Source organism: Streptococcus parasanguinis (genome assembly GCF_015557775.1).
GTDB classification, from domain to species: domain Bacteria; phylum Bacillota; class Bacilli; order Lactobacillales; family Streptococcaceae; genus Streptococcus; species Streptococcus parasanguinis_AA.
The window spans coordinates 140,372-152,369 of record NZ_JADNOY010000005.1; the positions used below are offsets into that span (position 1 = coordinate 140,372).

Consider the following 11,998-nt stretch of genomic DNA (forward strand, 5'->3'; position numbering starts at 1 on the left):
AAAGGGAGGAGACCTCAATGAATTATATCGTTATTTCACCATATTACCCACAAAACTTCCAACAATTTACCATCGAACTAGCTAATAAAGGGATCACTGTCTTGGGAATTGGTCAAGAGCCATATGAACAGTTAGATGAGCCTTTGCGCAACAGCTTAACAGAATATTTCCGTGTTGAAAATTTGGAAAATCTGGACGAAGTGAAGCGTGCGGTAGCCTTTCTCTTTTATAAACATGGCCCAATCGATCGCATTGAGTCTCATAATGAGTACTGGTTGGAATTGGATGCGGCGCTTCGGGAGCAATTCAATGTCTTCGGGGCTAAGCCAAAAGATTTGAAGAAAACCAAGTTCAAATCCGAAATGAAGAAACTCTTCAAGAAGGCAGGAGTCCCAGTCGTACCTGGTGCTGTAGTTAAAACAGAAAAAGACATTGATAAGGCCGTGAAGAAGATTGGGTTGCCTTTGATTGCTAAGCCTGACAATGGAGTAGGAGCAGCAGCGACCTTCAAGATCGAAACGCCAGAAGATGTGGATCATTTTAAGGCTGAGTGGGATGGCCACACCGAGTACTTCTTTGAGAAATTCGTCACTTCTAGCGAGATTTGTACCTTTGATGGTCTGGTCGATCGCGATGGCAACATTGTCTTTTCAACGACTTTTGACTATGCTTATACGCCACTCGATTTGATGCTCTACAAGATGGACAACTCTTATTATGTCCTTAAAGAGATAGATCCAAAATTGCGTCAATACGGGGAAGCCATTGTCAAGGCCTTTGGCATGAAGGAACGTTTCTTCCACATTGAGTTCTTCCGCGATGGGGATGACTATATTGCGATCGAGTACAATAATCGCCCTGCAGGTGGCTTTACCATCGATGTCTACAACTACGCTCACTCGATTGATTTGTACCGTGGCTATGCTGCCATCGTAGCAGGAGAACCTTTCCCAGCTTCTGAGTTTGAGCCCCTTTATTGCTTGGCAACTTCTCGTCGTGCCAATGCAGCCTATGTCCTTTCAGAGGATGAAGTTTTGGCTAAATACCATGATCAATTCCGTGTCAAGAAAGACATGCCAGCGGCCTTTGCGGAACTTCAGGGAGATTACCTCTATATGCTTACTACACCTAGTCGTGAAGAATTGGAACAAATGATTCATGACTTTGGCCAACGCCAATCATAAGATGATGACCGGTAGGATAGGATCCTATCGGTTTTTTTATATGTATAGCAAAGTCATGAGTGATAAGTTTGTGAAATATTGTATTTGAATTTTAAAAAGCTTATAAAACCATCTTCCAAGGAATAAAGTTTGTGAAATCATTTGAGCATTATTTTTGACAGTGCTTTCATTTTTGGCTAGAATGAAAGAGAATGAATAAATGCTAAGAAAGGCGAAATGATGGCAACATTAGATAAAAGTCTCTTATTGGATATGTTCCGTAAAATGGAAGAAATCCGTCGCATGGACTTAAAAATTGCACAGTTAGTAAAAAAAGGAAAAGTGCCAGGAATGACGCACTTTTCTGTTGGGGAAGAAGCGGCTAACGTTGGGGCGATGTTGGCTTTAAACGATGATGATTTGCTGACATCTAACCACCGTGGTCACGGACAAGCCATTGCTAAAGGAATCGATTTGAATGGCATGATGGCTGAAATCCTTGGTAAGTATACGGGTACTTGTAAAGGGAAGGGTGGCTCCATGCATATCGCTGACCTGGATGCTGGTAACCTTGGTGCGAACGGGATCGTTGGTGGTGGTATGGGAATTGCAGTAGGTGCTGCCCTTACTCAACAAATGAAAAAGACTGGTAAGATTGTCGTCTGCTTCTTTGGCGATGGTGCAACCAATGAAGGTGTCTTCCACGAAGCGGTGAATATGGCTTCTATTTGGAATCTTCCGGTAATTTTCTACTGTATCAATAACGGTTATGGAATCTCTGCTGACATCAAGAAAATGACCAATATCCAGCATATCCACGAACGTAGTGCTGCTTACGGCATTCCTGGAATGTTTATTCCTGATGGAAATAACGTTATCGATGTCTATGAAGGATTCCAAAAAGCTGTTGAACACGTCCGCTCTGGTAAAGGACCTGTCTTGATCGAGAGTGTCACCTATCGTTGGCTTGGTCACTCTTCATCTGACCCTGGTAAATACCGGACTCGTGAAGAAGTAGAAGAGTGGAAGAAGAAAGATCCAATCGAAAACCTTCGCAAGTATCTCCTTGAAAATGAGATTGCGAGCGCAGAAGAATTGGATCAGATCCAAGAAGAAGTAAAAGAAGCAGTGGAAGCTTCAGTGAAATTTGCGGAAGAAAGCCCATTCCCTCCACTTGAATCAGCTTTCGAAGATATTTACGCAGACTAAGGGGGAGTAGAGAATTATGGAAACTAAATTAATGTCTTTCCGCGATACCATTATCCTTGCTATGTCTGAGGAAATGCGTCGCGACGAAAATGTATTGTTGATGGGGGAAGATGTCGGAGTTTTCGGTGGAGACTTCGGAACTTCAGTAGGAATGCTTGAGGAATTTGGTCCAGAACGTGTCCGTGACTGTCCGATTTCTGAGGCTGCGATTTCAGGTGCAGCAGCAGGTGCAGCCATGACCGGACTTCGCCCAATCGTTGATATGACTTTCATGGATTTCTCTGTTATTGCCATGGATGCTATTGTCAACCAAGCTGCTAAGACTCGCTACATGTTTGGTGGGAAAGGTCAAGTACCAATGACCATTCGCTGTGCTGCTGGTAACGGAGTTGGATCTGCAGCTCAACACTCCCAATCCTTGGAATCATGGTTTACTCATATTCCTGGTTTGAAAGTTGTTGCTCCTGGAACTCCAGCAGATATGAAGGGACTTCTCAAGTCATCGATCCGTGATAACAACCCAGTAATCATTCTTGAATACAAATCAGAATTCAACCAAAAAGGGGAAGTGCCTGTTGATCCGGACTACACGATTCCGCTTGGTGTCGGAGAAATCAAACGCGAAGGTACAGATGTCACTGTTGTAACCTACGGGAAAATGCTTCGTCGCGTGATGCAAGTTGCTGAAGAATTGGCAGAAGAAGGCATCTCAGTAGAAGTAGTAGACCCACGGACCTTGGTCCCACTCGATAAAGAGATCATCATTAATTCTGTCAAGAAAACAGGAAAAGTAGTCCTTGTCAATGATGCCCACAAAACAAGTGGCTATATTGGTGAAATTTCAGCTATTATTTCTGAATCAGAAGCATTTGATTACTTGGATGCACCAATCCGCCGTTGTGCGGGGGAAGATGTGCCAATGCCTTACGCACAAAACCTTGAAAATGCAATGATTCCAACAGTTGAAAGCATCAAAGATGCTATTCGTAAAACATATAACAAAGAATAATACATAACATAAATTATGTAATGTCATTTAAATTAGAGCGCGGGCTAAAGTCTGGGTGAAAAAGAGAAACTTTCCTAGAAACTAAAGTTTCTTCGTCAAGTTTCCTATTTTCACTTTGACTTTTGACGCCCTTAGTATCTTATAACTGAATCCGGACGGAGGACTGTGAAAAAAAGATAGATTTCCTTGTGTTCATCGAACACAGCGTCAATCTCCTATTTTTCTTTGTCCTCTACGTCCTTGATATCTTAGTATAGAATAGGAGAGGTCATGGCTGATGATAAGCTAAGAGCGACTCCTGCGGCTAGAAAATTAGCGGATGATCTTGGGATCAACCTCTATGATGTTTCTGGTTCAGGCGCAAACGGTCGTGTCCACAAAGAAGACGTGGAAACCTATAAAGACACAAATGTGGTTCGCATTTCACCACTTGCAAAACGAATTGCTTTAGAACACAATATTGCTTGGCAAGAGATTCAAGGAACTGGTCATCGTGGTAAGATCATGAAGAAGGACGTCCTTGCTTTCCTTCCTGAAAATATTGAGAATGAGACCATTAAGTCACCTGCTGAAATCGAGAAGGTGGAGGAAGCTCCAGATAATATGACACCTTATGGTGAGATCGAGCGGATTCCGATGACACCAATGCGGAAGGTGATCGCTCAACGGATGGTGGAATCTTACTTGACAGCACCAACCTTTACTTTGAACTATGACATTGATATGTCTCAAATGTTGGCCCTTCGTAAGAAGGTTTTGGATCCAATCATGGAAGCAACTGGTAAGAAGGTGACTGTAACAGATTTGCTTTCTCTAGCAGTTGTTAAGACCTTGATGAAGCACCCATACATCAATGCGTCATTGACAGAAGATGGCAAAACCATCATCACTCATAACTATGTCAACTTAGCGATGGCGGTTGGGATGGACAATGGCTTGATGACTCCAGTTGTCTACAATGCGGAAAAGATGACCTTGTCAGAGTTGGTGGTAGCCTTCAAGGACGTTATCGGACGTACCTTGGATGGTAAGCTTGCTCCAAGTGAATTGCAAAACTCAACCTTTACCATCAGTAACTTAGGGATGTTTGGTGTTCAATCATTTGGACCGATTATCAACCAACCAAACTCTGCCATCCTTGGAGTTAGTGCAACGGTTGAAAAACCAGTTGTTGTGAATGGTGAAATTGTCATTCGTCCAATCATGAGCTTGGGCTTGACCATTGACCACCGCGTTGTCGATGGAATGGCTGGTGCCAAATTCATGAAAGACTTGAAAGCCTTGATTGAAGACCCGATTTCAATGTTGGTCTAATCAATGAGAGAATAGAAACAAGAAAAAGAGGGAAATAAAATGGCCTTAGAAGTAATTATGCCAAAAGCCGGCGTAGATATGACCGAAGGACAAATCGTTCAGTGGAATAAAAAAGTCGGCGAATTTGTAAAAGAAGGAGAAGTTCTCCTTGAAATCATGACAGACAAAGTCAGCATGGAGTTGGAAGCGGAAGAAGACGGTTACTTGATCGCTATCCTGAAAGGAGACGGCGAAACAGTTCCTGTCACAGAAGTAATCGGTTATCTTGGTGAAGAAGGGGAAAATATCCCTACAGCTGGAGCAGTAGCACCAGAAGCAAGCCCAGCACCAGTTGCAGCAAGTGCTTCAAACGATGACAATAAGAGCGATGATGCTTATGATATCGTAGTGATCGGTGGTGGTCCTGCTGGTTACGTATCTGCTATAAAGGCAGCTCAATTAGGTGGTAAGGTTGCTCTTGTTGAGAAATCTGAACTTGGTGGAACGTGCTTGAACCGCGGATGTATCCCAACTAAGACTTACCTCCACAACGCTGAAATTATCGAAAATATCGGACATGCAGCCAACCGTGGTATTATTATTGAAAACCCAAGTTTCTCAGTAGATATGGAAAAACTTTTAGAAACTAAATCTAAAGTTGTTAACACCCTTGTAGGTGGTGTTGCAGGACTTCTTCGTAGCTATGGAGTTGATGTTCATAAAGGTATCGGTACTATTACTAAAGATAAGAATGTCTTGGTAAATGGTTCTGAATTGCTTGAAACGAAGAAAATCATCCTTGCTGGTGGTTCAAAAGTAAGCAAGATTAACGTTCCGGGAATGGAATCATCACTTGTTATGACTAGTGACGATATCCTTGAAATGAATGAAGTACCAGAAAGCCTCGTGATCATCGGTGGCGGGGTTGTCGGGATCGAACTTGGTCAAGCCTTCATGACCTTCGGGTCAAAAGTTACGGTCATCGAAATGATGGACCGCATCGTTCCAGCTATGGATGCGGAAGTATCTAAGAACCTTCGCTTGATCCTTGAACGTAAAGGTATGACCATCTTGACGGATACGAAATTGCAAGAAATCATTGAAGAAGATGGTAAACTCCGTATCAAGGTTGAAGGCAAAGATGATATCATCGCGAATAAAGCCCTTCTCTCAATCGGTCGTGTTCCAGATCTTGAAGGAATCGGTGAAGTCGAGTTTGAATTAGATCGTGGACGGATCAAGGTTAATGAATACATGGAAACGTCTGTTCCAGGTATCTATGCGCCAGGTGACATCAACGGTACTAAGATGTTGGCCCACGCTGCCTTCCGTATGGGTGAGGTTGCGGCCGAAAATGCCCTTAAGGGAAATCATGCTGTTGCAAAATTGAACTTGACTCCTGCAGCGATCTACACCCTTCCAGAAGTTGCAGCTGTTGGTTTGACAGAAGAACAAGCTCGTGAGAAATATGATGTCCAAATCGGTAAATTCAACTTTGCGGCTAACGGACGTGCCATTGCATCAGATGCGGCTCAAGGATTTGTAAAAGTAATTGCAGACAAGAAATATGGTGAAGTTCTTGGGGTTCACATTATTGGTCCAGCAGCAGCTGAATTGATCAACGAAGCTTCTACTATCATTGAGATGGAAATCACTGTAGAAGAAATGCTCAAGACCATCCATGGGCACCCAACCTTCTCAGAAGTGATGTACGAAGCTTTTGCGGATGTACTTGGAATGGCCATCCATTCACCTAAGAAAAAATAAAAATAGATAGACTAGACTGGAATTATTTTCCAGTCTCTATCGTATTAGAAGGTATCTTATGAAATACATTATCAATCATTCAAACGACACTGCTTTTAATATTGCTTTAGAGGAATATGCTTTTAAACACCTTTTGGACGAGGATCAAATCTTCCTTCTTTGGATCAACAAACCATCTATCATTGTAGGTCGTCACCAAAATACCATTGAAGAGATCAACCGTGACTACGTTCGGGAGCATGGAATTGAAGTGGTCCGTCGGATCAGTGGTGGTGGAGCTGTTTACCATGATTTGAACAACCTTAACTACACCATTATTTCAAAAGAAGATGAAAACAAGGCCTTTGACTTCAAGAGCTTTTCAACTCCAGTGATCAACACCTTGGCTCAGCTTGGAGTGAAGGCTGAATTCACGGGTCGTAACGACTTAGAGATTGATGGCAAGAAATTCTGTGGAAATGCCCAAGCTTATATTAATGGTCGGATCATGCACCATGGTTGCCTTCTCTTTGACGTTGATTTGTCAGTCCTTGCCAATGCTCTCAAGGTATCTAAAGACAAGTTTGAGTCCAAAGGGGTTAAATCAGTCCGTGCTCGCGTGACCAATATCATCGATGAATTGCCAGAAAAAATCACGGTTGAAGAGTTCCGTGACCTACTTTTGGACTACATGAAGAAAGAATATCCTGAGATGACGGAATATGTCTTCTCGGATGAAGAATTGGCTGAAATCAACCGGATCAAGGAAACCAAGTTTGGTACCTGGGATTGGAACTATGGAAAGTCTCCTGAATACAATGTCCGTCGTGGCACTAAATTCCCTAGCGGTAAGGTTGAAATCTTTGCCAATGTCATTGAATCAAAGATCCAAGATATCAAGATTTACGGTGACTTCTTTGGTATCGAAGATGTTGCAGCAGTAGAAGATGTTCTTCGTGGCGTTAAATACGAACGTGAAGACGTCCTCAAAGCCCTTCAAACCATTAATCTAGGTCGTTACTTTGCAGGTATCACTGCAGAAGAAATTGCTGAAGCAGTGGTGAAATAAAGTAAAAGATATCCATGTTAAATGGATATCTTTTATCTTAAACTTGATATTCGAAAACCATGATTGTACAATATAGAGGAAATCTGAACAAAAAGGGGATCATATTCAATGATGAAAATTCCAGTGGAAAATCTTGGTCTATTTGAATAGTTAGATCGTATAGTAGTGGCTTTTTTTAGAAAGCAACAATCTTTAAGTCCTTATGATTTGAATGTCAGTATTACACAAGGACACCTTGACCAGAAAAAGCAAGTGCTAGAACCATTAGGCTATCAAGCTGTCCAACTACCATTAGGAATGGCTTTAGATAACGTCATCCAGCAACCTCATTATGAAAACTTAATCATTGGTGGACTTGCTCCTGAGGAAATAATCGTTAGCAAAGAAGAATTAATGCCTTTGAAAGATATCGTGGATAGCTTTTGTATTATGTACGCTGCAGCGAATAACAGATTGGAAAATAGTAAAGCTTATGAATTAATGAAAGATAAGACGGTTTATTTTATTGGTAAACTATTTACAGATTTTCCGAAGGCCGGTGATGAAATTGCTTATATGGGTATTGATCGTACAGCGAGTGACGGAACACCATATGAAGCAGTTAAATGCTTTTTAACGGAAGAAAGTGCAGAAAAGTATAATGGTGAAAAAAGACCGGTCACCCCAGCAAATCTGGCTTATCTAAAATCATTTTGGGGAAAACCAGTCATTATTGAGCCACACCGTAATTATTGGATTGAATTTTTATAGAAAGAATAAAAGAGCGTAAGATTTCATAAAAAATCCTACGCTCTTTTATTAACGCTAAATATTACATAATTTATGTTATGTATTTTATAAACTATCCAAGGCATTTTTCTGTTCGTCATTAACGATATGCGTATACAAGTCGGTAACTTGTGTGCTAGCATGTCCTAGCTGGTGGCTGACCAAAACTTGGGATTTGGTTGCATCATAGAGACGGGTTGCAAGAGTATGGCGCAGTTTATGGGGAGTTACGCGGACTTTAAAGTCTTCTGAATACTTGGCGACCATTTTTTCAACACTAGAAGCATCGATACGATTTGGAACACCTCTATACATAGTTAGAAAGAGAGCTGTATCAGTCTTTTCTGTCTTATAACGTTTGTCTCGAATAGCAAGATATTGCTCTAAATAGGGTTTAGCAAAGGCAGCCACATTGACTGAGTCTCTTTTTCCACCTTTTCGAGTGACGTCAATGACCATCATCTTAAGATTGAGGTCACGAAGGTCCAAGTTGACTGCTTCAGAGAGACGGACACCAGAGGCAAGAAGGAGTGCGATAATGGCTAAATCTCGTTCTTTATTCTTATTAAAGGAGGATAAGGCACGATTGGAGAGTGTTTGAGGGTACTCCTGGTCGATATAGTTCAGGAAACCTTCTGTCTCATCACCTAAAAAGAGCTTTTGTTTGATATTTTCAGCTCGGGCCGCCAAGGTTTCTTTCTTTTTCTTGGTAGCAACCTTCTTCATGACATTACGGTAGAAATAAGGTTCCCCTTGCTCGTTTTCAACTTCCTCAGTCAAATATTTATACAGACTAGAAAGTGCCGAAAGGGTACGGTTAATGGTTGTTTGAGAAACCCCGTTTTTCGTCGTATTGGCATTGAGCAGAGGACGTTCACGTAAGTAAAGGATAAAGGATTCCATGTCTTTCTTGGTCATGTGCTCCAGAACCTCTAAAGGGATATTAGCCATGGTGTCAGCATCTGATATACCAGATTCCAAGACCCAGGTGAAAAATCGATCGTATTCCTTTAAGTATTCGTATAAGGTCGTAAAACTATACGGAACTGCCAGTTTTGATTGGTAATATTCTAAGACGTACCAAGGCATGACTTGTTTGAGTTTATCAATCCGTTCTAATAAGATCTCGCGTTTCATGTTTTTCTCCAAATCTTTCTATACTAGTAGTATAGCATAGCTAGATATATTTTTCAAGAAAATTATAGTTTTTCGGAAAGATGTTATAGGGTTTATATAGGACTGTTTTGTATCACTAGCATAACCAAAAAAATTTTTTAAGCCAATTATACTCGATTATGTACTTTATTTAAGTGAACACTGGAATTTTTTACTACTCTCAATTCAGGTGAAAATGTACTTTATTTAAGTGAAAACTAAAATTTTTTCAAATGTACATTTTGAAAATAAAAAAACACTCTAATATCAATTTAATGAAATTTAGAGTGTTTTTATTTATCTATATTTTTTTTAACTGTACAAAGTGTTCTTGCTTTCTTCTGTGGCCTTTGCAAATGGAACATGCTCTTTTTTTTCGTTTTTTATATGCCATTCTTTCTTTTACTTGAATTTTGTAACGGTGATTAAGATTTTCTTGACATATCCACCATACAGGCAGATTGCTCAACTCTGTAATTTCAGTTGGGCTTGCTATTAGGAGGTTATTCAAATAATCCCACTCAGGCATTAGACTTTGTTGTGTCGTTGCTAAGTCATTAAATCCTTTTAAAACTTTTTGATTCCTACAATATGGGCACGAATTTTCTCTGTAATATTTTTCTTTTATGACTTGCTGATATTCTCCAGTGCATACAGGACATTTCCACCATACGGTATATGTTGAATTAAATCTTACTGAAGACATTTCTTGTTTATTTACTGAAGACCATTCTTTAATTAACCAAGGATGTGTTGTTTCAAGATCATTATAACCTTTTGCAGTCTTCTTAAAAGAACAATATGGACAACATTGGTCATTTTCATGGCGTTCAGAAATTTTTGCTTTAAAACTTCTGTGACATTTTCGACAAACCCAATTGGTTAAAGCATTTGAATCATAAAAGAAGATATCAATATCACCATTCAGTTCTTTTACCCATTCATTGTTTAAGTACGGTTTAACATAGCTTAGTGTTTCATTTGGTTTAGGAAGTTTTTTATTACAGTAAGGACATATAGAGTTGAGACTATTAGAATTATTGTTTGTAAACACACCTAGAACAATCCCTAATCTCTCCTTAAATTCTAAATCACAACAATCACAAATCCAATTAAATATTTTATTCTCGGATTCTGCCGATTTCGTCACCTCATCAGGTTTTTCTAAATTCTTGCTACTCCAAAGGTCACACAACTCAGGATAAGTATCTGCAATTGTATTATAACCTTTTAATACTTGTTCATCATTACAATATGGACAGCTATTTATTACTTCTTTTCTTATTGGAATTGAACAAAGGTATTCACCTTGACAAACAGAACACTTCCACCAATATTTTTTTGTTTCAATGTGGCTCAATGCTAAATGAACAGGCAATCCATTTTTTTCGCTCCATTCTTCCTGTAATTTTGGGAAATTATAGAGTATATCATTGTTAAAAACAAGTGTATCCCAATCACAATGATTAGGACAAGTTTGAAAATTACTATTCTCTAAGTCGGTTCTTGAAATCATTTCATTAGGACTGCAATGAAAATTTACATTGCAACAAGGACATTTCCAATTTATACATTCAGAAGACTTATGCCAGTATTCAGAAATAGATTTATCATTACTTTTATCCCAAAATTTCTCTAAATATGGATGAGTTTCTTGTAAAGTATTATACCCTTTTAACATCAATTTATTATCACAATAAGGGCAGCCTTCAAAATGCCTTTTGATAACACTACATTCATATTGACCATGACATTTAAAACACTGCCATCTTACTAAGATATCGGATAAACTATCAATCATATTACTTTTTACAAGAGTTGGAATAAATTGCTTAAAAAGATTTCTATCTGTATGCAATAGGGGGGTGGCTTTCACTTTAATTACGGTATCAAATGTTGCTTTACAGTTATTACAATAGAAACCATCTCTTTTGATTCTTGAAATTAGCCGATCAATAGACAACTTAAAGATATTGTCACATTTGTCGCATTTCCAATTTCTAGGGATTGTAATATTGTCATTTAACTTCAAATCATTAAACTCTACATCGTTTTGCTCCCCTGGAAGATAAATTTTCCGAAGATTAGGGTATGCTTTAGTGTAAGGTACAAAATGTATACTTTCATTACATCCGACATGAACAAGCTCTTGATTATGTTTATTGATTAATTTAGAAGTGTTTGCTACATCTTTCCAACCAACATGACAGGTAGGACATTTGAAGTGAAATAACCTCTTTGAAGAAAAAGATAAATTATCAATCTCTTCCTGAATGGTTTCTATATTTTCATAATGAAAGTTTATGTACCTTAGAAAGTTAGGAATCCTTGCAGATATAGAGTTTTCCCCTTTTATGAACACTTCTCCAAGCTCACATACAGGACAGATTTTTGAATGATTTTGGATATTTTTATAAGATTTTGTTACACTTGCCTTCCATTCATAAGAACAGGTAGGACATTTCCAGTTAATGTGTTTTTTGCTGGTAACTGTTATTTTTTCTACATCTATTTTGATATTCTTGTCAAAGTCCCAATAGTTCAATAAAGCTGGAAAATCAGTGATTAAGTCTGACATTTTCTCCT

9 protein-coding genes are annotated in these 11,998 nt (G+C 39.3%); 7 read left to right on the forward strand and 2 right to left on the reverse strand.

Features of this window, described 5'->3' with window-relative positions:
- Nucleotides 1-17: 17 nt before the first annotated feature.
- The 7 genes from I2F76_RS07815 (at nucleotide 18) to I2F76_RS07845 (ending at nucleotide 8,239) form a co-directional block, all read left to right on the forward strand.
- A complete protein-coding gene (locus I2F76_RS07815) occupies nucleotides 18-1,184 on the forward strand; it encodes an ATP-grasp domain-containing protein (protein ID WP_195487599.1) in 1,167 nt (388 codons plus the stop codon).
- Between the two features lie 219 nt (nucleotides 1,185-1,403).
- Nucleotides 1,404-2,372 carry a thiamine pyrophosphate-dependent dehydrogenase E1 component subunit alpha gene (locus I2F76_RS07820; protein ID WP_118095608.1) on the forward strand — a complete coding sequence of 323 codons (969 nt, stop codon included), beginning with the start codon at nucleotides 1,404-1,406 and terminating at the stop codon, nucleotides 2,370-2,372.
- 16 nt (nucleotides 2,373-2,388) lie between these two features.
- Nucleotides 2,389-3,381 (forward strand): alpha-ketoacid dehydrogenase subunit beta, encoded by a 993-nt coding sequence (locus I2F76_RS07825; RefSeq protein WP_195487600.1) that lies wholly within the window; start codon nucleotides 2,389-2,391, stop codon nucleotides 3,379-3,381.
- A gap of 270 nt (nucleotides 3,382-3,651) precedes the next feature.
- Entirely contained in the window at nucleotides 3,652-4,695 is a 1,044-nt protein-coding gene (locus I2F76_RS07830; RefSeq protein WP_003007379.1) for a dihydrolipoamide acetyltransferase, read from the forward strand.
- A 39-nt stretch (nucleotides 4,696-4,734) separates the two neighbouring features.
- Complete coding sequence (lpdA, locus tag I2F76_RS07835; protein WP_195487601.1) at nucleotides 4,735-6,441, forward strand: dihydrolipoyl dehydrogenase; 1,707 nt, start codon at nucleotides 4,735-4,737, stop codon at nucleotides 6,439-6,441.
- 58 nt (nucleotides 6,442-6,499) lie between these two features.
- On the forward strand, nucleotides 6,500-7,489 hold the full coding sequence (locus I2F76_RS07840; RefSeq protein ID WP_195487602.1) for a lipoate--protein ligase: 990 nt from the start codon (nucleotides 6,500-6,502) through the stop codon (nucleotides 7,487-7,489).
- A gap of 159 nt (nucleotides 7,490-7,648) precedes the next feature.
- Complete coding sequence (locus I2F76_RS07845; protein WP_227223747.1) at nucleotides 7,649-8,239, forward strand: hypothetical protein; 591 nt, start codon at nucleotides 7,649-7,651, stop codon at nucleotides 8,237-8,239.
- Between the two features lie 84 nt (nucleotides 8,240-8,323).
- Here the strand turns inward: I2F76_RS07845 and xerS are convergent, their stop codons facing one another.
- On the reverse strand, nucleotides 8,324-9,394 hold the full coding sequence (gene xerS / locus I2F76_RS07850) for a tyrosine recombinase XerS (RefSeq protein WP_195487603.1): 1,071 nt from the start codon (nucleotides 9,392-9,394) through the stop codon (nucleotides 8,324-8,326).
- A gap of 319 nt (nucleotides 9,395-9,713) precedes the next feature.
- Nucleotides 9,714-11,990: a zinc-ribbon domain-containing protein gene (locus I2F76_RS07855; RefSeq protein ID WP_037603287.1), complete on the reverse strand. Its 2,277-nt coding sequence runs from the start codon at nucleotides 11,988-11,990 to the stop codon at nucleotides 9,714-9,716.
- Between the last annotated feature and the right edge of the window lie 8 nt (nucleotides 11,991-11,998).

Excerpts from the sequence above, each read along its gene's own strand:
- I2F76_RS07855 (WP_037603287.1), bottom strand. The coding sequence starts at position 11,990 with ATGTCAGACTTAATCACTGATTTTCCAGCTTTATTGAACTATTGGGAC.
- lpdA (WP_195487601.1), top strand. The coding sequence starts at position 4,735 with ATGGCCTTAGAAGTAATTATGCCAAAAGCCGGCGTAGATATGACCGAA.
- I2F76_RS07830 (WP_003007379.1), top strand. The coding sequence starts at position 3,652 with ATGGCTGATGATAAGCTAAGAGCGACTCCTGCGGCTAGAAAATTAGCG.
- I2F76_RS07825 (WP_195487600.1), top strand. The coding sequence starts at position 2,389 with ATGGAAACTAAATTAATGTCTTTCCGCGATACCATTATCCTTGCTATG.
- I2F76_RS07815 (WP_195487599.1), top strand. The coding sequence starts at position 18 with ATGAATTATATCGTTATTTCACCATATTACCCACAAAACTTCCAACAA.
- I2F76_RS07840 (WP_195487602.1), top strand. The coding sequence starts at position 6,500 with ATGAAATACATTATCAATCATTCAAACGACACTGCTTTTAATATTGCT.
- I2F76_RS07820 (WP_118095608.1), top strand. The coding sequence starts at position 1,404 with ATGGCAACATTAGATAAAAGTCTCTTATTGGATATGTTCCGTAAAATG.
- xerS (WP_195487603.1), bottom strand. The coding sequence starts at position 9,394 with ATGAAACGCGAGATCTTATTAGAACGGATTGATAAACTCAAACAAGTC.